The organism is Citrobacter sp. RHBSTW-00944, assembly GCF_013615435.1.
GTDB lineage: Bacteria > Pseudomonadota > Gammaproteobacteria > Enterobacterales > Enterobacteriaceae > Citrobacter > Citrobacter braakii.
This window is the reverse complement of record NZ_CP055418.1, coordinates 116,368-136,722: the sequence shown is the minus strand read 5'-3', so window position 1 is coordinate 136,722 and position 20,355 is coordinate 116,368. Positions and strand designations below refer to the sequence as shown.

Here is a 20,355-nt window from a genome sequence, read left to right as displayed (position 1 = left end):
GAACAGGCAGATATCCACCCGCGCCGCCTGTCGGACGGGGCCGAAGTCGTTAATTCTTTTTCTGGCTGGCAGGCTTGCGCTTTGTCGCTTTGCCTGTTGCCGCCCTAGTCGTGGTTTTACGCGTCGTCGCTTTACCTGCTGCGCTGGCGGTGGTGCTCTTTTCAGGAACAGGCTCAGCAGTACCGTCAGTTTTGTCGGTGCTGGCCGTATCGCCTTCACCCGTGCCGCCATCCGCAGACAGCTTCTTAACTTCACGGGCCAGCGTGGCAATCTCTTTTTTTACCCCGGCGTTGGGGTTACGCGTCAGCGCCTCACGGAACAGCGCCAGCGCTTCAGCTTTGGTCGTGATATCAGTCGCACCACGGCGGGCAAGCGCACGGGCCTTGCACAACTTGGCGCGCACCACATCGGGCATATCACTGTCGGCGACAATTTCCGCCACTTCGTCAAGCACGGCGACACCAGACGATAAATCAGCGTCGGCATCAGCGGCCGCGAGCGTCAATAGTGGTTTGCTCACTTCTTCGGTCAGGAAGGTTGCTGCCGTGCGGTTGAAGTTATCCGGCAGCGTCAGCCCGTGGCGTACTACATAGCGCCCCAGCCTCAACGCAAGAGCATAGTCACGACAGTCAATCGCCCAGACCATCAGCCTGGTAATGACTTCATCCTGCCGCCCGCTGTCGCCGTCGAGTGTGCCTTCAATCCATCCCTCGTATTCAGGCAGCATGGATTTTTTCATTTCGGCTTTGGTTTCTTCGGACTGCACGCCGCTGAGGCGGGACAAGTCCATACGCAGGCGATGCAGAATTTGCTCATGCGCGGTGCGCTGGATATCGGATTCTTCATCCGCCTGGCCCCGGCGTTCTGCCATGACCTTCTGAAAATGTCGTTGTGCCGGTGTTAACATCGTCACTTCTCCCCGTCATGGCGGGGCAATGCCCCGCCGCTTCTGTCACTCGCCTGCCGGTTCGGCCTGGGCGAACTGAATGCCGTCAATGAACGCAACATTGCCGTAGTCTTCAATGACGAAGTCATCGTTTGACGACTGATAAGTTGCGACACGGTTGTATTCCGGCTCTTCTTTGATCGTCCGGCGCAGACCGCCACGCTGGTAGTACACCGACAGGTTTTTGAACGGCGTGATCAGCACGCCATTTACCGGGAAGTAAGGCGCGATAAAGGTCGGCATATTGCCTACGCGCTCCTGCGCGACAATCAGCTGACCGGCCAGCATTTCGGTATTCGGGTTGGTCTGGCTTAAGGCGTTGATGGCCGAGAAATTGCTGCTCGTCAGCAGGTCACCCGCCAGAATCACTACGTTATCCGGGTTACGCTTGTGCCATTCATCCATCAGGCTGTTTTTGGCGTCGTACACCGCAGCGCCAATGTTGCCGTAGGTGCCTTTTGCGACAATCTTGTTATCTTCATCGCGCGAGGTGATCGTCACATTGGAAATAACGCGGTGCGGCGCTTCCTGGCGGATTTTTTCCAGCCAGCCAATGCCACAATCCTGCAACAGCGGGTTAGCGGCACGGTCAGACGGGTCGCTGTACTTCACGCCGTTAAAGCCAATCATGATGCGGTCAAGCGACATCTGGCGGGCCATTGCCTTACTGATCAGCGGCTGGAACTCCGGCATGTGCGCCCACGCATCAAGCTGTTCATAGCTGATGCCGTAGTCATAGTTGACCTTGCGACACATGTAGTCGAACGGCTCCATTGAATGATTTGAGCCAGGGTTGCGACGACTGGTAACACTGTTGTTTACGCCAGCCATCGGGCCTTTGCTGCCGATCAGGACTTTCTGGCCGATCTGCTGGTTTACGCCAAACACATTAATTTTGCTCAGGAAAGAATCATCCTGCTGTGCGGCCTGTTCAAGGCGCTGCTGACGCGTCGGATCTACGGCAAATTTTGCAGCGACAGCGGCGGTTGATACGCCGTTGAGTTGTGCCTGCCGGGCGATGTACTGATCAAATAGCTGGCGGGTATTGTTATCCATGTTCTCTGCTCTCTTTGTGAATATCAGTAATCAGCCAGTTGCGCGTTAGCGCCACCGCTCGCGGGTTCCCGCTGGCTGAAATTGGCGTCTGTGCTTCCCAGCTTGCTGGTCAGCGCGGCAAGATCGGAGGTCAGCTTCTGGATGGCCTGGCTGTCCTGCTCGCGGGCGCGGCTCAGGTCATTAAAACTGTCCAGCAAATCGGCATGGGATTGGGCGACTTTCTCCACGGCGTCACGCACCTGGCTGAACTGCTCACCGTCAGATTTACGGCCTTTGCCGATAATCCCCATGACGCGCCCGAACCACTGCTTACCTTCATCGCTGCGCTGCTCGGCCAGTTCGATGATTTCTGCCTCAATGGCATCGGTGAACAGCGGGGCTTCACCTTGCTGATTGTTGAAGGACATAACCTGCTGACGCTGCTGCGCGGCAAATTTCAGGCGCTCGGTGCCGAGGCTGGCCGGGGTATCGGTCATCGCCAGCCCCATGACATACGCCTTGCCGTTAAGCGCAAACTGCGGATGCAGTTCAATGCTGGAGTAAATTTTCTTACCTTCTTCCGTCAGCTTCTTCATGCGCTCAGAAGGTTCGATCTCGGCGTAAAGCGCGGTGCGCCCGGCGAGCGGGCCTTCGCTGATATCTTCAGCACTCAGCGCCGTCACATCACCCATCGCGCCGAAATCACTGCCGGGGAACGGCGAAAGGTAGTGCTCCACATTGACGCGTGCGCCGTACACGTCCGGGCTGTAGTTTGCTGCTGCATCACGAAGGTGCTCAGGGCGAATTTCACGCCCGTCAACGGTGGCACCGGAGACAGCAACGCGGAATTTCTTACGGGCTGGTTTAGCTGCGCTAGCCATGTCGATAATCCTGTTGAGTGGTTTCTGTACGGCCATGATGGCAGAGCGTAACTTGCTGTCTCAACGAGGTTTTGTTGTCGGAGGAAAGCCAGACCATAAAGGGGGCGATAGCGGGATCGCGCGCGGGGTAATCTTCACTCCATAAACGGTGGAGGGCAGATGATACAGGACGCTTTTGTACGTCAGAGGGCAAAACAACTTTACTGGCAGGGCTACCCGCCAGCGGAGATCGCGCGCCTGATGGGGATTAATCAGAACACAATTTACGCCTGGAAGAAACGCGATGAATGGGATGAAACACCGCCCGTCCAGCGCGTCAGCCAGTCGATGGATGCGCGCCTCATCCAGCTTACGGACAAGAAAGACAAGACCGGGGGAGACTTCAAGGAGATTGACCTGCTGACCCGGCAACTGAAAAAGCTGTCTGACGGACAACCGGCAGGGGCTGGCGCGGGCAAAAAGCCACGCAAGCGCAAGCTGAAAAACCACTTCACCGAAGAACAGATCGTCGCGCTGCGGGAGAAAATACTTGATTCCCTTTCGTGGCATCAACGCGGCTGGTATGAGCAACGCCACCACCGAAACCGCATGATACTGAAGTCCCGCCAGATTGGCGCAACCTGGTACTTTGCACGCGAGGCGTTGCTTGATGCGCTGCGCGATGATGTGAAATACCCGTACCAGCGCAACCAGATATTTCTGTCTGCATCCCGCCGTCAGGCGCACCAGTTCAGGGGATTCATTCAGAAGATGGCGGAAGAGGTGGACGTTGAGCTTAAGGGCGGTGACAAAATCGTACTGAGTAACGGCGCAGAGCTGCATTTCCTCGGCACGTCCGCTGCAACAGCGCAGTCATATACGGGCAACCTGAAGTTTGACGAATTCTTCTGGGTCAGCAACTTCACCAACCTGCGAAAGGTTGCAGGTGCGATGGCAACGCTGAAGGGGCTGACGCGTACCTACTTTTCCACGCCGTCAGGCGAGACCCATGAGGCCTACCCGTTCTGGACGGGAGATCGCTGGAATGAGAAACGCCCGAAGGCACAGCGCAAAGCGTTTGATGTGGGCTGGAAAACGCTGAACAGCGGGCTGTTATGCCCGGATAAAACCTGGCGTCAGATTGTCACCCTGAAAGATGTGATAGACCACGGCTGGGAATATACCGACCTTGAAGAGATCCAGGATGAAAACAGCGAGGATGAATTCCGCAACCTGTACATGTGCGAGTTCGTTCGCGATGGCGAGTCAGCCTTCAACCTTAACGCACTGATTAGCTGCGGGGCAGATGGTTATGACGAATGGCCGGACTGGAAGCCTTTCGCGTCCAGGCCGATGGGTAATCGCCCGGTCTGGATAGGCTATGACGCCAACGGCAGCAGCGGCAACGGTGACAGCGGCGCGATTTGCGTTGTGGTTCCGCCACTGGTGCCGGGCGGTAAATTCCGTACGGTGGAAACGGAACAGGTGCGCGGCCTTGAATTTGAAGAGCAGGCGAAAGTTATCGAAAACTTCACCTTCAAATACAACGTTCAGCATGTCGGCATCGACGTGACGGGCGGTAATGGTGAAGCCGTTTACCAGATAGTGAAGAAGTTTTTCCCGATGGCGATGCCCTACACCATGTCAATGACGTCAAAGCGCGCCCTGGTGCTGAAAATGCTACAGCTGATCCGCGCCGGGCGATGGGAATATGACCGCAGCGAGCGCGCCCTGATCAACGCCTTTAACTCTGTTCGCAAGGTAAAGACGCCGGGCGGATTCATCACCTATGACACTGACCGCTCGCGCGGCGTCAGCCACGGGGATTTAGCCTGGGCGAATATGCTCGCCATTATTAACGAACCGCTGGGCCAGGAGAGTGGCAGCGGCGGGTTTGCTATGGAGTTCTGATGAAGAAGCGCACCTACAAAAACAATCACACTGCCAGCAGTGGCGGTGCCGAACAGCCTGATATTTCTGACGCGCTCAGAAGCGATCCGGCGCTCAGCGCCTTCACGTTTGACGGGCCATATTCAGTAACAGACGGCTATGATCTGCTGGACAGCATGTGCTGCGTCGATAATGGTCGGTACTACGAGACGCCAATAGACTGGAAAGGGTTAACCCGTGCGTTCGCACAGTCCCCGCTGCATCAGTCGGCGCTTTACTTCAAGCGTAATGTGCTGACCGGGTGCTATATCCCTCACCCGTTACTCTCACGTCAGGCCTTCTCTGCGTTTGCACTGGACTGGTTTGTCTTCGGCAATGCCTATCTTGAGCGTCGGTCTAATCGCCTGGGAGAGCCGCTAAAACTTAAGCATGTTCCGGCGCTGAACACGCGACGGGGAAGCGATCTTGATACCTACTGGTTTATCCGGCAGTGGAAAGATGAATACGAGTTCAAGGCGGGCGAGATCTGCCACATCATGAACCCGGACATTCATCAGGAAATCTACGGTATGCCGGAATACATGGGGGCGCTTCTGTCCGCCAGCCTGTCCCATTCTGCCGACAGGTTCCGCAAACTTTACTATGACAACGGCTCTCACGCCGGATGTATTCTCTATGTCGGTTCGGAGAAGGTGGATCAGGAAAGCATCAAGGTGGTGCAAAAGACGCTGTCACAGGCCAGAGGGAAAGGCTCCTTCAAAAACGTTCTGATCCACGCACCGGGCGGCGGCAAAGATGGTGTGCAACTGTTGCCATTCAGCCAGATATCGGCAAAGGATGAGTTTCTTAACATTAAATCAGCAACGCGCAACGATCTCCGCGACGCTCACCGCATCCCGCCGCAACTGATGGGCGCAATGCCGGAAGGCAACGGCTCGCTCGGTGATGTTGAGAAGGCCGCGCGCGTCTTTGCCATCAACGAAATGTTGCCCGTAATGGAAGCAATGAAAGGCGTCAATGACTGGCTCGGTCAGGAAGTGATCCGCTTTAATCCCTACGCTCTGCTCAAAGACGAGTGAGCCGCTTCACCCGCCGCACATCCTGCGGCGGTTCTCCTTCAGTAATTTTCAATCTCCGCATGACCGGCCACCACCCAATTCCCACCCGGTACGACCTTTAACGCCCCTCACTCAGAGCGCATGAGCGCCATTCTGGCAGGCGCAATCTGCAATTTACCCCGAACACATCCAGACGTGAGAAAACGCGCGGAGAAGGCGAAAAAGGCCGGAGAATAGCAATTAAAGGCATCACCTCCCGACCATCCGTCGCGTGGGCTGTTCCCCCGTCACCTGCGCGCGACATTTGCTTCGTTTTTTGTGCATTTGCCGATCCGGGGCCAGACCGCGCAGCCACAGGGCGGAAAGGGTATAAATAGCTTCAAAAAAATTGTGCAAATTTGTGCACTATTGTGCAACAGAGAAAGAAGGCCCGGAGGGAAGAAAAGCCGCCGTTAAAAGGCAGCTTCTCAGGTCAGTGGGGATTGATGGATAGTCGGCGCAAAACAGCAGCAACATCACCGCTGCTTAGTGACCCCGTCGCTGCGGATACGGTCAGTTCTTCCAGTTCGTTACCTTCATCACGGATATCAATACCATTGCGCTTTAAAAAAGCCATCGCAACGAAAAAGGCGGTTCGCTTGTTGCCATCATTGAAGATATGACCACGCGAAATGGCGACGAGATACATCGCAGCGAGTTCGTGGATATCCTCAACGCCTTCATAGTAAAGCTGGTTCTGAACACGATAAATGATCGCCTCTGCTCTTCCCGGTTCTGGCATCCCCTGAACGCCGGGCAAAGCTGCAAGCAGACGATCATGAAACGCTATCACCTCCTGAGCGCTGATCCATTTCATCTGTCGGCCAGCGCCTTAATGGTACGACCGTGTCGCCCCATAATTTCGGCAAATTCAGCATCAAGCTTTGCTTCCTGCCACGCATTGAAATCATCCCGGCTGATAAGCACAGCGGCAGAGCCATCGCGGCGGGTTATTTCTACAGGTTCGCCAGCCGTAGCCGCTTCCATTACCTCAGCAATGTTTTGCCGGGCCTGAGATGTGGTATAGGTTCGCATATGACCTCCTTTGATGTACACCTCGAATGTACAATACAAACGTACAACACGCAACACCATTACCTGAGCCAGACCCATTTAGCATTGAGCGCCACGTTGTGGCGCTGGCGGACTCTTTGCCGCCCGCGCCCGCAGAATCGCCACTCCCCGCGCAACAAGTTGCGCCGGTCATACCGATTGTTACCAAACCCATTGGGGTAGCATTTCAAATAGCGCCTCACCAACAGCCTGAACACAAATCCAAGCGAATAAAGTCGCCGCTGCCGCAATCCATGCCGCCCGGCGCTTTGCTGGTACGTTTGTCCGCATCCAGTCATAGGCCGAAACCGCCAGCAAAAAGCCGATAACATCCAGAATCGTTTTCATTTTCCCTCCCTTACCCTTCGTTATCTGCTGACTTAACCGCTGCTTTCCATCGGTCAACCAGCTCACCAACCTTGTGTTTGGATATGGATTTACGCCACGGCTGATCGGTACCGGCGATAATCAACTCACCTGTAACCGGATGCGCGCGATACACGGTATCGAGTACCGTCACTTCATTACCGCGCGCCAGTTGAATGGCCTGCGGTTTACTGATCTGTACCTTCTTAACCTGCGCCCATGACTGAACCAGCCCAGCCAAACCAGCAATTGCCGGTGATAAAACTTGCTCTTGCTGCCTGATTGCATGGGCGGCTTTGAGGTAACTTTCTGCCCGCTGGGTGTCATATTCGGAACAGTCGCCGCTAGTAATGCTGCGCGCCAGCTCCTCAAACTCATCAGCAGGCGATTTCTGCCGCTTCGGTTTGTGGTTATGAAGGCTTTCACGTACCTGTTTTCGCTGTTCCTGGGTCAACTGACCGATCTCAAACTGTTCCGGCCCTTCCCGCTCAGCTGGCACTGTCATTAATGACGGTGATCCGGGCGGTGAATTTGTTCGTTTTTTGACCTCGGTACAGTTATTGACACGAGTCCTAGAGGGCGCGGACGCGCCCCGAAGGTCAAAATCAAAGTCAACGGCCTGCCCGGAGTCGTCTAAAACTTCAGGTTTCTTACGCACAATGCGGTAGGTATGCAGGCGGGTTTCAATTGGTGGGATGTGAGCAGCTGGCATCACCAGACCTTTAATAAGATCCAGATACTCGCCGTAATCATTTGGCTCTTCTTTCTGCTGGTACCAGATGCGCAACGGCAGATCACGGCGGGCAACCAGTGCCCCACCCTGCAATTGGGTGTATTGCTGCCAGTCGCCAGCATCTGCTGCGCGGTGCAGCTCAGCAAACAGCGGGTTTATCTTGTCGGCCTGCTCCTGATTGCGAAACCGGCGCAGCTCACGCCAGACAGATACCGGCGCACCGCCCAAAAACTGAAACTGACGGATGCCCCAGCACGATGCCCAGGCGGTAGCGTGTTTTGATGTTTCTTTCAGCGGCCTGCCGCTTTCGTCGTCGGTTTCACCGTCGAGCGCGTAGCCGTCAATATTCTTACTGATGTACTTCACCACGTAGCCGGTGGCGCTGCCGATTTCCTGATCGATCGGCTTCATATCAAAACGCGGCTGATTGCCGTGCTTACCCTGCAACTCTTCCGCATCCTCGCGGGTGGCATAGTCCTCCATCACTTCCAGCAGTTCGGCGGAATGTTCCGGCAGGGAGAACAGCAGGCCGTGCCAGTGCGGCGTACCATCGTGGTGAGACTCAGCCACCCGCAAACCAAAGACAGGAATTTCACGGCGGGCCAGCTCGGCGCGGATCTGTTGCCATACCCGATTAAGATAACGCTGCGTGGCTCTTGGGCTGGCACCATTCCATTTGGCATTACGATGACCGAATACGGTATATGCGTGGTATTTGGATGGTGCTGTCAGAGTAAAAAACTGGCCCGCGTAGCCGCTTTCGGTGGCAACTTTCTCAAAGCCGCCGATACGGGTCATAAGTTCAACGCGGCGCAATGCCGGGTTAGATATGCTCTTATCGATCTGCTCAATAAGCGAAATACGCTCTTTGGTGTCCTGGTCTTCCAGCTCAAGACGAGCCATGATCGCGCGGCTGCGCTTGCGTCTGGCATCCCACTCATCAACGTGGTGCTTACTGCAATACGGTGCAGCGCCCCGCTTCACATCACCAAAGGCAATGTGCAGGTGCTCACGCCAGCGCGCGGCGTACTTTTTCAGGTTACGGTGCCAGTAGCGATCATCCAGCATCTTGCTGATACCGGTAGTAGCCTCATCAATAAACAGTGCCCCCCGGCAATACTTTGCCCAGCTCGGAGGTGTAAGGAAGAAAAGCCGCGCGAGGATAGCCGCTTCGGTGTAAAGGTATCCGGCATATTTCCGATCACTCTGAGTCTCTACCGTTTCGTGAACTTCACTCAGCACAGACCGCATATAGATAGCGATATCCTGCGCCAGTAGCTCAACATCTTCCGGCGTGAAGTCCGGCAGGTGGTTAAAGCGCTCAACCAATCCATGCAGAGTGTTAAACGTGTGGTAAAGCGGGTTTAATCCTTTGAATGCTGTATCAGCCTGAGATTTAGCCTCATCGGTCATCGCAATAGCGTATTGCTCATTCACCATGCTGATAGGCGGCAGATCCCTGCGGATGATATCGCGCAGCGCCAGACGAGCGATGTGCCTGCCCTTCATGGTGTGAATGCTGTCAATGCGGGAAGCCAGACGCAGGCGAATAAAGCGAGGTAGCGGCGCAAGGGTGACTTTCACCCACGCCAAAAACTCCTGTTCTTGACCCAGCTCGACTAGATCAACAACGGGAGTCTTATCAACACAAATGGCAGCTTTCGGCTTCTGCCATTCGTAATCGTACCGGGTAGCGTCTGGAGTACTACCCGGATACGGAGGGGGCGGAGTCGGTGCGTTGCGCCCGCTTAGTGATGTGCTCATCAGAATGGCAGCTCATCATCACAATCGGCGGTGTCATAACTCCACGTAACGGCGCGCCCTGGCTTAAATTTGTATGCTTCTTTAGCCGTATCGAATGTAAATTGATTACGGACATAGACTCCTTCATGGACGTCAAAAGCTTCAAATTCAACAACCCAAAAATCATGCAATTTCCAGCGGTCTAGGATGCGATCAACTACCGCATAAACCGTGGCGTCAGCATGAGCGCGAGCTAAATCAATAGCCATCCAAACGGGAAGATCGAGAGTTTTTTCCATGTTCATTCGCAACCACCTGCCGGGCATCCTTCAACGATGCCCAAAGTGCCGATCACTTCTTTGGCCTTCTGGCGGTTGCTGGCGTCAGTGCTAACGGAGCGCTGCACGTCGATTTCATGCAGGTGAAAGCGGTGGTAAATCTCGCGGGTGGTTTCGGTGTCACTGTTGGAAATGACAACCGGCACGCCATATTTGCGGTTCACTTCCAGCAACTCCGTCGCTAACTGGCGGTGCTGCTGCTCGGTGAATGGCTCAGTGTGGTATTGGGTGAAGTTGGCGGTTTCGCTGGCAGGCAGGTACGGCGGATCGCAATAGATGGCTTCATCCGTTCCAACCATCACTTTGAGGGTGTTTTGAAACGAGCTGCACAGGAAAATAGCTTTGGTGTCGTTGGCCTTCTCAGCAAACTGGCGGATCTCCGCCTCAGGGAAGTAAGGCGCGCTTTTGTGCTGACCAAACGGCACGTTATAACCACCGCTCTGGTTGTAACGCACCACGCCGTTGTAGCCGTGGCGGTTGAGGTAGAGAAACAGGGCCGCGCGGGCCACATCAAGCAAGCCTTTTGTACCGTTGAAAATACGGCGGTTCTGTAAGTATTCCTCTTTGGAATTGCCGGTCGCAAAGAGCGGGCGCGCAAGATCAATCACCAACTCAGGATTGCTTTTGACCTCACGATAAAGGCGGATCAGGTCTGGGTTGATATCCGCAAGGATATAGCGGCGATAATCGGTATTGAGGAACACGGAAGCGCCACCAACAAAAGGCTCAACGAGGCAACCAGCCTTTGGTAAATGCGGCAGTAATTCAGGCATCACGCGGCTTTTGCCACCGGGCCATTTGAGGAGGGAACGGATCATAATGCCGCCCCCATAGCGCCTTTTGCTGCGAGGCTTTTTAGGTTGTCTGAGAGCTGGGCGATCTGATTCCACACATCAGCGGCAGCGTTATGCTTTTCAGGATCGACAAGCCGATTTGAAGCATACCCCCAGACAGTAAGCGCAACCTCTTCAACCGTTCTAACGTCGCGGACATTCCAGAAATTCCAGACCGGCTTTAAATCTACAGCGCGCAGTGCGTTGTAGATAATTGGCATATCGTAATCAGTGCCGCGCGCCCAGACTTTCACGCTCGCCAGATCACAATATTCCAGGATAAACATATTTAATTCACTAAGAGCTACAGGGAGGGAGTAAGCCCCTTCTTTGATTACTTCTGCTCGTACTTCTCCCGACTGCTTAAACCACCATTTGATTGTTTCAGCGCCCAGCGTTCCGCCGAATGCCTCACTGCTTTCAATAGCAATGCGGCGGTACATTGAGGCGGAAACCTCACCTGATATAGGGTCAAAGATTGCCGCAGCAATAGACGCAATCGCCGCAGTGGGCTTGTTATCCATGGCTTCAATATCAATCATTACGTGCTTCATCTTGCTTTCTCCTGGGTGCAGGAAGCCCGGCGCGGTGATGCGCCTGACTACTGGTTAATCATTCAGTGGTTAATTGACTGCGCCATCCGGCGCGGGTGGTGGTGATTCGCGTAACGCCTGCATTTCAAGGCGCGGCGCGGCATGATCTGGAAACTCCCACGGCATCGCTGTGGCCAGTTCAGCAAGGCGCTTAATACCCAACATCAGACTCACTTTGTCCTGAGAGCTGAACTGTTCGAAAGGCATGGTGAGATGGGAATGGGTCAGCGGCGGCAAATCTTTAAACCGCTGCGCAGCTTCGTTTGCCAGCAGGATGAGCACCTTTTTCTGAGTCTCGCCCAGGCGATTGAAACGGCTCGCCGTGTCATTGGTACGGGAAACTGAAATGCTCGACTGCAAACGGGCACGCTGTTCAAGGAACATCTGATGCCCGGATACTGGTTTTTCTTGTCCGATACTCATTAACCTATCCCCCATCACTGCCACTTATCAGGCGCACTACTCGCAAGTAATGCCTCGGATAAGTGCCGGGTTTTAGCCATGCCCGGCGCATGGTTTTGTGGTAATTTCGTGATGCCGCCTTCCAGCAAGAAGCGAGCGGCACAACTACTACCCACTCAAAAGGAGAAACCGTGTCTAACGATAAAAAACCAGATACACAAGGAGCATTTAACAAGCTGATTTCTACGCTTACTCAAGCCAACGAAATGACCAGGAATCAGACGAATGCCGTTTCATTACTTGCTGTAGCGATGTTTAATGCCTTAACTCCTGAGCAACAGGAAAAAGTCTTGTCTACTCTGGAATCGACGGCTGCTCTTTCAACTTCTCCATCTGCAATTGCAGGTGTTTCATCAGAAATTCACGCTGAACTTGCGCTTCTTCTCCCTGCTTTTGCAAAGCGTCGCAAACTCTCTTAATCAATGATTCGATTTGTGCACCGATCTCAGTAATGGAATCGGTGCTTTCCGTTGTATTTTGGTCGCAAACTTCAATGTGATGTTCTTCGAACCATTTAGTTACCGCACGCCCATCAGCCGCGCGATAATGAATGTAATAATGGTTGCCGCTTGCTATGTATTTAGCGCAGGCCTCAACAGCGCCTTTTTCTCCGCTGCTTTTAATTGATACTTGTTGTCCTAATTCGAACTTGAACATAGCTAACCCCGTTATCTGGGTGAGTGAATGAGCCATCACTTAATAAAGTGACGACAGGTAGAAAAAGTTTTATCTATTACTTAATGACTAAAGCAGCTTTCTAAATAACCCAGCTAAGGCACTAAATAAGCCTTTGTTTATCTTCTTCGTATAAACAAAAGGCTTACTCATACCTTTAATAAAACGTACCTTATTCGGTTCCGGTTTAAAGAAACGCCCGTCCGGGCATTCAATCCAGCCGCGTGTATTGCGGTAATGCGTGACCTGGCAACCATGCTTTAACAGGCTGGCAAGTGATGGAGCGTTATCGTACATATCGTGTACCTGCTACAGTTGCCTACGGGCTTTTAGTTCAACTTCTTCACGGCGGGTTTTATATTCAGCAAGCGCCTTAGCTCTTTGCTGCTTTACTTTTCTACTCCGCAAGCGGATTAAAAATTGAATTAAATACAACGCAAGAACAGCAAAGAGAGAAAGCCCGATAACCATTTCAGTTTTCATAACCTTTACCACCATTCAGCCTTTCAATGGTTCGCATTGCTTCCGCTAAGGCAAAGTCACGGCCATAGTAATTATCAATACCGCCGTTATCATCCCGCTTATTTATCAAATACGAATTGCTTCGATTAAAAGCATTGCGTGATGATTTGCGGATAGTGAAGCCGGAATATACATAAACGTTTTTGCTCACCTGAACCAATCCCGGAATGCTTCCGGCATGTGACCCATGTTGTGAATAGCGCTTTTTCATAATCAAAGCCCAATCCACAGTAACCAGGCGTCGCGCTGCTCTTTCGGGCGGTTGAAATAGGCGTCACGCATAGCGCGGTTAAATTCTGGGATGTAGATCCAGTTTTCTGAACGGCCTGTAAGGGCTTCCGGGTTCTTCATCTGGACAACCGGCAACTTACCGTCGCGAACCATGTCGCCCACTGCGTTGGCGGATTTACCGATCATTTCGGCAAATTTTGTGGTTGGCACTGCGTCCACAGGGTGACGCAATTCAATGTAGCCCTCTGGGTATTTGTCTTTCATGTGTAATAATCCTCTTTGGTGTTTGGCCGCTTATAGCTGGCTGTAGCTGCTCTAGGCGGCCGCCTAACTTAGACACATATGACCAACTAAAGAGGATATTAGACAGATATGGCTAATTCGTCAAGCCTGGGCGAAAAGATCCGCCTAATCAGAGAAGCAGAGGGATTAACAAGGGCGCAACTAGCTGAAATGCTTGATGTTCCCTACGGAACTCTCAATAACTATGAAATGAAAGGCATCCAAATGACTGAAAAATTTATGGTTAATTTTACGAATCACCCCAGATTCGAAAAATACGCCCTTTGGCTCATGACCGATAAAACCGCACCATCTGCGGGGCAGGTTTCCCCGGCTCTCTCCCCTGATGGGCAAGGAAAAACAATGTCGCGCCGTTCCGGCCTCAAGACTGGTTAAAAATCTGGTTTTTCTTTGCGCTAGAACAATCAGCGCAAAATGACAATTGCACTGGAGGGCTTCGCTATGTCGATTAAGAAGCTCGAAGGTGGTCAATACGAAGTAGACGTTTACCCGCGCGGGCGTAATGGAAAACGCATACGCAGGCGGTTCGATAAGAAACAAGAAGCTGTACTTTTTGAGCGTTATGTATTGGTCAACGCCGACAAAAAAGAATGGCTGGGCGCGAGCGTAGATCGCCGCACCTTAAGCGAGTTGTTAGAGGCCTGGTGGTTGTTATACGGGCAGACGCTGGAAAATGGCGAAATTGAGAAACGTCACCTGAATAAAACGATCAGGGCGTTGGGTGATCCGGCCGTTAATCGGTTGAGCAAACGCACGATAGCGCAGCACCGAAGCCAAAGGCTGGACGATGGGATCAGCGCGGCCACTATTAATCGTGATATCTACCGGCTTTCCGGCATGTTCAGTGCGTTGATCAAGATGGAAGAGTTCAGGAAGGAAAACCCCTGTAAGGGTCTGGAACCGCTGAAAGAAACACCGCCAGCCATGACCTATCTAACGAAGTTAGAGATCGGCAGGCTGCTGGAAACTTTGACCGGTGACGATCGGCGCGTAGCTCTGGTATGTCTCAGCACTGGCGCACGATGGGGAGAGGGCAGCACGCTGCGAGGTGAGCAGGTTAACCACGGGCGCGTAACGTTTCTCAAAACCAAAAACGGGAAAAAGCGAACGGTTCCGATCTCGGAAGAACTGGAAAAAGAGATCAAGACCAGCGACACGGGGCCACTGTTCAAAGTTGACTATGAAAACTTCTGTGAGCGGCTCAGGCAGGTTAAACCAGACTTGCCGCGCGGACAGGCCACGCATGTGCTCCGGCACACGTTCGCAAGCTGGTTCATGATGAACGGGGGGAATATTATTGCGCTACAGCAGATTTTGGGGCACGCCAGCATACAACAAACGATGGTTTATGCTCACCTTGCCCCTGATTATCTTAAGCACGCGGTAACGTTAAACCCACTAGGTGGAGGGCTGGCAATTTGACTACACGTTGACTACGCCACCAAACACTATAACCCGCTGTAGCTGCTTCTGGCGGTTACAGCATGGATTGATTTATAAGGGTTTTCTTCTAAGTACCTGATAAAAAAAACCCCCACATCATGTGGGGGAAGACAGGGATGGTGTCTATGGCAAGGAAAACAGGGTTACTACTGGGAACGTGAGTTGCTACTACTCAATAAATTCAACGATGAGCTTTTTTTCCAGTGCGCTACGTCGCGCAGTTGCTCCATTCGTTGTTCATGTCTCTCATTTAAAACCGCTTGCTGCTCGGGCGTTAACAGGCGATACATCTGGTTGCGAACCTTGGCTATTTCAACCTGGCGGGCAACCTGTTCTTGCGCCATTCTTTCTGCCTGAGCGCGCACAGCGCGTTCATCAAATTTCTCTGCGGTGACAAGGCGATGCATTGTCTCCATTTCGCTAACATTAACAGGAGGCTGTTCGTGTCTTGCCTGCTGCATTAAATCTCGCATCTGTTGACGTTGATGTTCGGTTAAACTGATACCGTCGAACATGTGGCTCTGAACGCTGCGTTGCGCGGAGCCTTCACCCAGGTGCCAGTGATCGCCTGTGACGACTTCAGCTGCATGGCTTAAAGTACTCAGTGCCAGCGTTGAGGCCATGACGGCAGCGGTAACTTTGCCCATCACTTGCTCCCAAAATCTTTTCTGTCGCGATTCAACGAGAGACAGTTTACGATTCGGGCTGCAAACATGCGTCAGGGGGTGTAAAACAACGTAAAGTCATAGATTAGCGACGCCTGATGACGTAATTTCTGCCTCGGAGGTACGTAAACAATGAATAAAATCCTGTTAGTTGATGATGACCGAGAGCTGACTTCCCTGTTAAAGGAGTTGCTCGAAATGGAAGGTTTCGATGTGCTGGTTGCCTATGATGGGGAACAGGCGCTTGAGCTTCTGGATGACAGCATCGATTTACTTTTGCTCGACGTCATGATGCCGAAGAAAAATGGCATTGATACGCTGAAAGCACTTCGTCAGACACACCAGACACCCGTAATCATGCTGACCGCTCGCGGCAGCGAATTGGATCGCGTACTTGGCCTTGAGCTGGGCGCGGACGACTATTTACCCAAACCGTTTAACGACCGTGAACTGGTCGCGCGCATCCGCGCTATTTTGCGTCGCTCACACTGGAGCGAACAGCAGCAGAACAGCGACAACGGTTCGCCGACTCTAGAAGTGGATGCGTTAAGCCTTAATCCGGGTCGCCAGGAAGCCAGCTTTGACGGGCAAACCCTGGAATTAACCGGCACCGAATTCACCCTGCTCTATTTGCTGGCACAGCATCTCGGTCAGGTGGTTTCGCGTGAACACCTGAGCCAGGAAGTGCTGGGCAAACGCCTGACGCCTTTTGATCGCGCGATCGACATGCATATCTCGAACCTGCGTCGTAAGCTGCCAGAACGTAAAGACGGACACCCGTGGTTTAAAACCCTGCGCGGTCGCGGCTACCTGATGGTCTCCGCTTCATGATAGGGAGCTTAACCGCACGCATCTTTGCCATCTTCTGGTTGACGCTGGCACTGGTGTTGATGTTGGTACTGATGTTACCCAAGCTTGATTCACGCCAGATGACCGAGCTACTGGACAGCGAGCAGCGCCAGGGGTTGATGATTGAGCAACACGTTGAAGCTGAACTGGCGAACGATCCACCCAACGATTTAATGTGGTGGCGTCGCTTGTTTCGGGCGATAGACAAGTGGGCGCCGCCAGGACAGCGGTTATTGCTTGTTACGACGGAAGGACGCGTGATCGGCGCAGAACGCAACGAAATGCAGATCATTCGTAACTTTATTGGTCAGGCCGATAACGCCGACCATCCGCAAAAGAAAAAATACGGTCGCGTTGAGATGGTCGGGCCTTTCTCCGTCAGAGACGGCAAAGATAACTACCAGCTGTATCTCATTCGACCTGCCAGCAGCTCACAATCTGACTTTATCAATCTGTTGTTCGACCGACCGCTGTTGTTGCTGATTGTCACCATGTTAGTCAGCTCTCCGCTACTGCTCTGGCTTGCCTGGAGTCTGGCGAAACCGGCGCGTAAGTTGAAAAATGCGGCGGATGAAGTGGCCCAGGGCAACCTGCGTCAGCATCCGGAACTGGAAGCCGGTCCGCAGGAGTTTCTGGCGGCAGGCGCCAGCTTTAACCAGATGGTGACGGCGCTGGAGCGAATGATGACCTCGCAGCAACGCCTGCTGTCGGACATCTCCCACGAGTTGAGAACGCCGTTGACGCGTCTGCAGTTGGGCACCGCGCTGCTGCGCCGTCGTAGCGGTGAAAGCAAAGAGCTGGAGCGTATTGAAACAGAAGCACATCGACTGGACAGCATGATCAACGACCTGCTGGTGATGTCACGCAATCAGCAGAAAAACGCGCTGGTCAGTGAAACGGTGAAAGCCAATCAGCTGTGGGGCGAAGTGCTGGATAACGCCGCCTTTGAAGCCGAGCAGATGGGTAAATCACTCACGGTGAATTTCCCGCCGGGCCCGTGGCCGCTGTACGGCAACCCAAATGCGCTGGAAAGCGCGCTGGAAAACATTGTGCGCAACGCCCTGCGTTATTCACACACTCAGATTGAAGTTGGCTTCGCGGTGGATATCGATGGGATTACCATCACTGTCGACGACGATGGCCCGGGCGTTAGCCCTGAAGACCGAGAACAGATTTTCCGTCCGTTCTATCGTACCGATGAGGCGCGCGATCGCGAGTCTGGCGGAACAGGTCTGGGTCTGGCGATTGTTGAAACCGCAATCCAACAGCATCGTGGCTGGGTGAAAGCCGAAGACAGCCCGCTGGGTGGTTTACGGCTGGTAATTTGGTTGCCGCTGTATAAACGCGCTTAACATGCTTCCCCGGTAACGTCGTACCGGGGAAGTTCTCACATTATGCTGCCACAGTCGCAGCCGCTAGCTTTTGCTTTTTAATCCGCTTCACCAGAATGGTCGAACAGATAAAGCCCATTAAGCTGAATGCAATCATCACGCTAAAGACATAGTTATAGCCCGTGATGCCGCTATTGGTATCCAGTAAATAGCCGTATAACGTATACGCAAACATGGCGGGCATATAACCGATGATACAGCCAAATGCCATCGCCGAACCGGCATATTCACGCGGGGTACCAATCTCATCCATTGGTGCAAAGAAAATGGCGCGCTGTGAGAAAATAATCGCCCCAAATCCTAGCGTCGCCGCCATACCGATATACACATTCATCGTTTGATGTGGCAACAGCATAAAAACAACCATAGCAGCAGCAGAGATCAGAAACGTCCACTTCAGGTAAACCGTAGGTGATTTAGCAACCTTATCCGCCAGCAGCCCACCAATCGGCCCTCCCACCATTTTCAATGCATACTGGTTGATGATGCCGTACGCGCCGACGAGCGCTACCGGCAGCATGTAGATATCTTTTAAGAATGGGATGAAGTAAGTCAGGCCACAGTACGCGGCGTAAACAAAGAAAATCCCTAAAGAAGCCAGCCAGACGTTAGGGCAGGACAACACATGTTTGATACCCTTTAAGACTTCCATGTTGGCACTGGTTTTCTCGCCGCCTTTCACTTTGTCATCATCGACAATAAAGTAAGTGAGAACGCCCGCAGCCAGCGTAATTAGCGTATAAAACAACAGTCCAGCCTGCATCCCCGCTTTACCTTCACCAAACTGGACGAAAACAAACAGAGCGCCAGAAGCGACGATAACATCCACCACGCCGCGTCCGGCTTCTAAAAAGCCAAACATGCGCCCTTGTTCTTCTTGCGTACCTAGCAGACGCACAGCTTTCAATAACACCGGCCAATAAACCACATCGGCAAAAAACGCCATTGCGGCAAAGCAAATAAGATAACCGGTAAATGACGGTAGCGTCGCCAAATATAAACCGCATAGCCCAACGCCGATCAGACCAAATGGTAATAATATTTTTTGGAATAACGGTCTGCGATATAGAGCGACAGAAAAAGCCCGGTTGTCTGAACAATCGTATAAACAGTAAAACTTAAACCAATTTGCGTATTGGTTAAACCCCAGTCACTTTGCATTGGCACATAGAAAACATCTTTCATACTTGAAAGTTTGAATATTGTGCCGCCGCCTAAAATTAAAAAACAGAGCCTTGCCCATTTATTCATGAACATAGTTAAACCCTCATTGCTTGTTGAGAGAAATATTTAAATTAAATCATGCAGTTAATAAATTAAGAGAGTTATTTTCATAACCCTTTTCGCATTTAATAATATTTAAAGAAGTTTATTTATTACTTGTAAACTTATCGCATAAATCACGGATATACTTTATTTGAGCAAGAGCATGTTCTTTTTCCTGCGCCAGTCGCGCATCAATCATGTCACAGTCGGGCAGCGGCGTATAGCTTGCATCGCGCCATGGGATCCAGGGATTATCACCTTCATCATCAAAACGAAATGCCGGAGCATAATATTCAACTTCCTCTTCCAGACCAAAAGCATTTACTTGCGGTTTATCCTCACCTAAAAGTAATAATGCCTTAAGCATCTCTTCCATTGGTAAATCACCGTATCCTGAACGACAAGCCTCATGCCCCCAGCCTTTACCTTCTTTAATAATTTTTGCGTCTTTGATATGCACCTGAGTGATTAGAGGGGACATGACTTCTAACGCAGAAAGCGGCTGCTCATTGGCGTTAATCATGTTGCCAAAATCAAACAGAATAGAGAGATTCTTCATTCCACTATTATTAACCAGCGTCACCAGTTCATGGCCTTGCAGATCTTCATGCTGTTCGATAGTAAAGCTTAGTCCGCAATCGTCATACTGAGACAGCCACGCAATATCATTGGCAATCTTTGCCATGACATCGTTGAGATGTCCTTCATAGCGCGGGTAGAAACGTACTGAAGTTGCGCCAGTTGCCACAGCAATACGGATCGCATCCGTCAATGTCGCCTTGTCCGATGCGCTCGTTTCAATATGTACATCGAGGTTATATTTTTTTGCCTTTTCTTTAAAATCGTGCAACTGCCGATCGTTTAGTTTCTGCAGTGATTGGGACTCACCATCCTCAACATGTATTTTCACTCCCTTTAATTGTTGCTGATGCGCAATATCCAGAAGATCGCCCGGAAGGACTCTCTCATAGCGCATATTCAGATGAAAGGCATAAGCATGTAGGTACAGTGGTATATTTCTCGCACGTTCAGCGAGAAGTTCTTGGTTGCATTTTCCCATT

General features: G+C 52.2%; 24 protein-coding genes and 1 pseudogene. 6 read left to right on the top strand and 19 right to left on the bottom strand.

Annotated elements, in window-relative coordinates; all coding sequences use genetic code 11:
- Positions 1–49: 49 nt before the first annotated feature.
- From gpM to HV334_RS00645, 3 genes are read right to left on the bottom strand one after another with little or no spacing between them, the layout of a single operon-like run.
- A complete protein-coding gene (gene gpM, locus HV334_RS00655; RefSeq protein WP_058651654.1) occupies positions 50–907 on the bottom strand; it encodes a phage terminase small subunit in 858 nt (285 codons plus the stop codon).
- Between the two features lie 45 nt (positions 908–952).
- Positions 953–2,002: a phage major capsid protein, P2 family gene (locus HV334_RS00650; RefSeq protein WP_058651655.1), complete on the bottom strand. Its 1,050-nt coding sequence runs from the start codon at positions 2,000–2,002 to the stop codon at positions 953–955.
- Positions 2,003–2,025: 23 nt separating this feature from the next.
- On the bottom strand, positions 2,026–2,862 hold the full coding sequence (locus HV334_RS00645; protein ID WP_058651656.1) for a GPO family capsid scaffolding protein: 837 nt from the start codon (positions 2,860–2,862) through the stop codon (positions 2,026–2,028).
- A gap of 159 nt (positions 2,863–3,021) precedes the next feature.
- On the opposite strand from HV334_RS00645, the gene HV334_RS00640 reads away from it, so the two are divergent.
- Positions 3,022–4,752, top strand: a complete 1,731-nt coding sequence (locus HV334_RS00640; protein WP_063217259.1) for a terminase family protein — start codon at positions 3,022–3,024, stop codon at positions 4,750–4,752.
- The gene (locus HV334_RS00635; protein ID WP_058651658.1) at positions 4,752–5,810 is read left to right on the top strand and encodes a phage portal protein; all 1,059 of its coding nucleotides are present in this window, start codon (positions 4,752–4,754) and stop codon (positions 5,808–5,810) included. The genes HV334_RS00640 and HV334_RS00635 overlap by 1 nt, the downstream gene beginning before the upstream one ends.
- Before the next feature lie 451 nt (positions 5,811–6,261).
- On the opposite strand, the gene HV334_RS00630 is transcribed toward HV334_RS00635, so the two are convergent.
- From HV334_RS00630 to HV334_RS00570, 13 genes are all read right to left on the bottom strand, one after another.
- The gene (locus HV334_RS00630; protein WP_006117882.1) at positions 6,262–6,645 is read right to left on the bottom strand and encodes a type II toxin-antitoxin system death-on-curing family toxin; all 384 of its coding nucleotides are present in this window, start codon (positions 6,643–6,645) and stop codon (positions 6,262–6,264) included.
- Positions 6,642–6,863 carry a type II toxin-antitoxin system Phd/YefM family antitoxin gene (locus HV334_RS00625; protein WP_006117881.1) on the bottom strand — a complete coding sequence of 74 codons (222 nt, stop codon included), beginning with the start codon at positions 6,861–6,863 and terminating at the stop codon, positions 6,642–6,644. The genes HV334_RS00630 and HV334_RS00625 overlap by 4 nt, the downstream gene beginning before the upstream one ends.
- A gap of 180 nt (positions 6,864–7,043) precedes the next feature.
- On the bottom strand, positions 7,044–7,229 hold the full coding sequence (locus tag HV334_RS00620) for a hypothetical protein (RefSeq protein ID WP_058651660.1): 186 nt from the start codon (positions 7,227–7,229) through the stop codon (positions 7,044–7,046).
- A gap of 10 nt (positions 7,230–7,239) precedes the next feature.
- Positions 7,240–9,744, bottom strand: a complete 2,505-nt coding sequence (locus HV334_RS00615; RefSeq protein ID WP_249415045.1) for a replication endonuclease — start codon at positions 9,742–9,744, stop codon at positions 7,240–7,242.
- Positions 9,744–10,028, bottom strand: coding sequence for a hypothetical protein (locus HV334_RS00610; RefSeq protein WP_058651661.1), 285 nt, complete (start codon positions 10,026–10,028; stop codon positions 9,744–9,746). The genes HV334_RS00615 and HV334_RS00610 overlap by 1 nt, the downstream gene beginning before the upstream one ends.
- Complete coding sequence (locus tag HV334_RS00605; protein WP_058651662.1) at positions 10,025–10,879, bottom strand: Dam family site-specific DNA-(adenine-N6)-methyltransferase; 855 nt, start codon at positions 10,877–10,879, stop codon at positions 10,025–10,027. The genes HV334_RS00610 and HV334_RS00605 overlap by 4 nt, the downstream gene beginning before the upstream one ends.
- Complete coding sequence (locus HV334_RS00600; protein ID WP_058651663.1) at positions 10,876–11,448, bottom strand: 3'-5' exonuclease; 573 nt, start codon at positions 11,446–11,448, stop codon at positions 10,876–10,878. Before HV334_RS00600 ends, HV334_RS00605 begins: the two co-directional genes overlap by 4 nt.
- Positions 11,449–11,517: 69 nt before the next feature.
- Complete coding sequence (locus HV334_RS00595) at positions 11,518–11,910, bottom strand: hypothetical protein (protein ID WP_181221054.1); 393 nt, start codon at positions 11,908–11,910, stop codon at positions 11,518–11,520.
- A gap of 333 nt (positions 11,911–12,243) precedes the next feature.
- Positions 12,244–12,606: a hypothetical protein gene (locus HV334_RS00590; RefSeq protein ID WP_063217257.1), complete on the bottom strand. Its 363-nt coding sequence runs from the start codon at positions 12,604–12,606 to the stop codon at positions 12,244–12,246.
- A gap of 87 nt (positions 12,607–12,693) precedes the next feature.
- Complete coding sequence (locus HV334_RS00585) at positions 12,694–12,921, bottom strand: phage filamentation protein Fil family protein (protein ID WP_074149901.1); 228 nt, start codon at positions 12,919–12,921, stop codon at positions 12,694–12,696.
- A gap of 12 nt (positions 12,922–12,933) precedes the next feature.
- Positions 12,934–13,107 (bottom strand): hypothetical protein, encoded by a 174-nt coding sequence (locus HV334_RS00580; RefSeq protein ID WP_167854259.1) that lies wholly within the window; start codon positions 13,105–13,107, stop codon positions 12,934–12,936.
- Positions 13,097–13,357 (bottom strand): hypothetical protein, encoded by a 261-nt coding sequence (locus HV334_RS00575; protein ID WP_063217256.1) that lies wholly within the window; start codon positions 13,355–13,357, stop codon positions 13,097–13,099. The genes HV334_RS00580 and HV334_RS00575 overlap by 11 nt, the downstream gene beginning before the upstream one ends.
- A gap of 2 nt (positions 13,358–13,359) precedes the next feature.
- Positions 13,360–13,641 (bottom strand): Cox family DNA-binding protein, encoded by a 282-nt coding sequence (locus tag HV334_RS00570; RefSeq protein WP_181221053.1) that lies wholly within the window; start codon positions 13,639–13,641, stop codon positions 13,360–13,362.
- A gap of 108 nt (positions 13,642–13,749) precedes the next feature.
- On the opposite strand from HV334_RS00570, the gene HV334_RS00565 reads away from it, so the two are divergent.
- Together HV334_RS00565 and HV334_RS00560 are read left to right on the top strand one after the other, a co-directional pair.
- On the top strand, positions 13,750–14,055 hold the full coding sequence (locus HV334_RS00565; RefSeq protein WP_063217254.1) for a helix-turn-helix transcriptional regulator: 306 nt from the start codon (positions 13,750–13,752) through the stop codon (positions 14,053–14,055).
- A 66-nt stretch (positions 14,056–14,121) separates the two neighbouring features.
- Positions 14,122–15,102, top strand: coding sequence for a tyrosine-type recombinase/integrase (locus HV334_RS00560; protein ID WP_063217253.1), 981 nt, complete (start codon positions 14,122–14,124; stop codon positions 15,100–15,102).
- Between the two features lie 167 nt (positions 15,103–15,269).
- Here HV334_RS00560 and cpxP read toward each other — a convergent pair whose 3' ends face one another.
- The gene (gene cpxP, locus HV334_RS00555) at positions 15,270–15,770 is read right to left on the bottom strand and encodes a cell-envelope stress modulator CpxP (RefSeq protein WP_016155211.1); all 501 of its coding nucleotides are present in this window, start codon (positions 15,768–15,770) and stop codon (positions 15,270–15,272) included.
- Between the two features lie 150 nt (positions 15,771–15,920).
- On the opposite strand from cpxP, the gene cpxR reads away from it, so the two are divergent.
- Both cpxR and cpxA read left to right on the top strand, forming a co-directional pair.
- The gene (cpxR, locus tag HV334_RS00550; RefSeq protein ID WP_006686193.1) at positions 15,921–16,619 is read left to right on the top strand and encodes an envelope stress response regulator transcription factor CpxR; all 699 of its coding nucleotides are present in this window, start codon (positions 15,921–15,923) and stop codon (positions 16,617–16,619) included.
- Positions 16,616–17,989 carry an envelope stress sensor histidine kinase CpxA gene (gene cpxA, locus HV334_RS00545; RefSeq protein ID WP_181221052.1) on the top strand — a complete coding sequence of 458 codons (1,374 nt, stop codon included), beginning with the start codon at positions 16,616–16,618 and terminating at the stop codon, positions 17,987–17,989. The genes cpxR and cpxA overlap by 4 nt, the downstream gene beginning before the upstream one ends.
- 40 nt (positions 17,990–18,029) lie before the next feature.
- Here cpxA and HV334_RS00540 read toward each other — a convergent pair.
- Both HV334_RS00540 and HV334_RS00535 read right to left on the bottom strand, forming a co-directional pair.
- Positions 18,030–19,279, bottom strand: a pseudogene (locus HV334_RS00540) (MFS transporter).
- 118 nt (positions 19,280–19,397) lie between these two features.
- Positions 19,398–20,354 (bottom strand): TIM barrel protein, encoded by a 957-nt coding sequence (locus tag HV334_RS00535; RefSeq protein WP_181221051.1) that lies wholly within the window; start codon positions 20,352–20,354, stop codon positions 19,398–19,400.
- Between the last annotated feature and the right edge of the window lies 1 nt (position 20,355).

Bases quoted from the DNA above. Each gene is read 5' to 3' on its own strand.
- HV334_RS00535 (WP_181221051.1), bottom strand. From the start codon at position 20,354: ATGGGAAAATGCAACCAAGAACTTCTCGCTGAACGTGCGAGAAATATA.
- gpM (WP_058651654.1), bottom strand. From the start codon at position 907: ATGTTAACACCGGCACAACGACATTTTCAGAAGGTCATGGCAGAACGC.
- HV334_RS00625 (WP_006117881.1), bottom strand. From the start codon at position 6,863: ATGCGAACCTATACCACATCTCAGGCCCGGCAAAACATTGCTGAGGTA.
- cpxR (WP_006686193.1), top strand. From the start codon at position 15,921: ATGAATAAAATCCTGTTAGTTGATGATGACCGAGAGCTGACTTCCCTG.
- HV334_RS00575 (WP_063217256.1), bottom strand. From the start codon at position 13,357: ATGAAAAAGCGCTATTCACAACATGGGTCACATGCCGGAAGCATTCCG.
- HV334_RS00620 (WP_058651660.1), bottom strand. From the start codon at position 7,229: ATGAAAACGATTCTGGATGTTATCGGCTTTTTGCTGGCGGTTTCGGCC.
- HV334_RS00565 (WP_063217254.1), top strand. From the start codon at position 13,750: ATGGCTAATTCGTCAAGCCTGGGCGAAAAGATCCGCCTAATCAGAGAA.
- HV334_RS00640 (WP_063217259.1), top strand. From the start codon at position 3,022: ATGATACAGGACGCTTTTGTACGTCAGAGGGCAAAACAACTTTACTGG.
- HV334_RS00645 (WP_058651656.1), bottom strand. From the start codon at position 2,862: ATGGCTAGCGCAGCTAAACCAGCCCGTAAGAAATTCCGCGTTGCTGTC.
- HV334_RS00650 (WP_058651655.1), bottom strand. From the start codon at position 2,002: ATGGATAACAATACCCGCCAGCTATTTGATCAGTACATCGCCCGGCAG.
- HV334_RS00600 (WP_058651663.1), bottom strand. From the start codon at position 11,448: ATGAAGCACGTAATGATTGATATTGAAGCCATGGATAACAAGCCCACT.
- HV334_RS00585 (WP_074149901.1), bottom strand. From the start codon at position 12,921: ATGTACGATAACGCTCCATCACTTGCCAGCCTGTTAAAGCATGGTTGC.
- HV334_RS00615 (WP_249415045.1), bottom strand. From the start codon at position 9,744: ATGAGCACATCACTAAGCGGGCGCAACGCACCGACTCCGCCCCCTCCG.
- HV334_RS00610 (WP_058651661.1), bottom strand. From the start codon at position 10,028: ATGAACATGGAAAAAACTCTCGATCTTCCCGTTTGGATGGCTATTGAT.
- HV334_RS00635 (WP_058651658.1), top strand. From the start codon at position 4,752: ATGAAGAAGCGCACCTACAAAAACAATCACACTGCCAGCAGTGGCGGT.
- cpxA (WP_181221052.1), top strand. From the start codon at position 16,616: ATGATAGGGAGCTTAACCGCACGCATCTTTGCCATCTTCTGGTTGACG.
- HV334_RS00570 (WP_181221053.1), bottom strand. From the start codon at position 13,641: ATGAAAGACAAATACCCAGAGGGCTACATTGAATTGCGTCACCCTGTG.
- HV334_RS00605 (WP_058651662.1), bottom strand. From the start codon at position 10,879: ATGATCCGTTCCCTCCTCAAATGGCCCGGTGGCAAAAGCCGCGTGATG.
- HV334_RS00590 (WP_063217257.1), bottom strand. From the start codon at position 12,606: ATGTTCAAGTTCGAATTAGGACAACAAGTATCAATTAAAAGCAGCGGA.
- HV334_RS00580 (WP_167854259.1), bottom strand. From the start codon at position 13,107: ATGAAAACTGAAATGGTTATCGGGCTTTCTCTCTTTGCTGTTCTTGCG.
- HV334_RS00630 (WP_006117882.1), bottom strand. From the start codon at position 6,645: ATGAAATGGATCAGCGCTCAGGAGGTGATAGCGTTTCATGATCGTCTG.
- HV334_RS00560 (WP_063217253.1), top strand. From the start codon at position 14,122: ATGTCGATTAAGAAGCTCGAAGGTGGTCAATACGAAGTAGACGTTTAC.
- HV334_RS00595 (WP_181221054.1), bottom strand. From the start codon at position 11,910: ATGAGTATCGGACAAGAAAAACCAGTATCCGGGCATCAGATGTTCCTT.
- cpxP (WP_016155211.1), bottom strand. From the start codon at position 15,770: ATGGGCAAAGTTACCGCTGCCGTCATGGCCTCAACGCTGGCACTGAGT.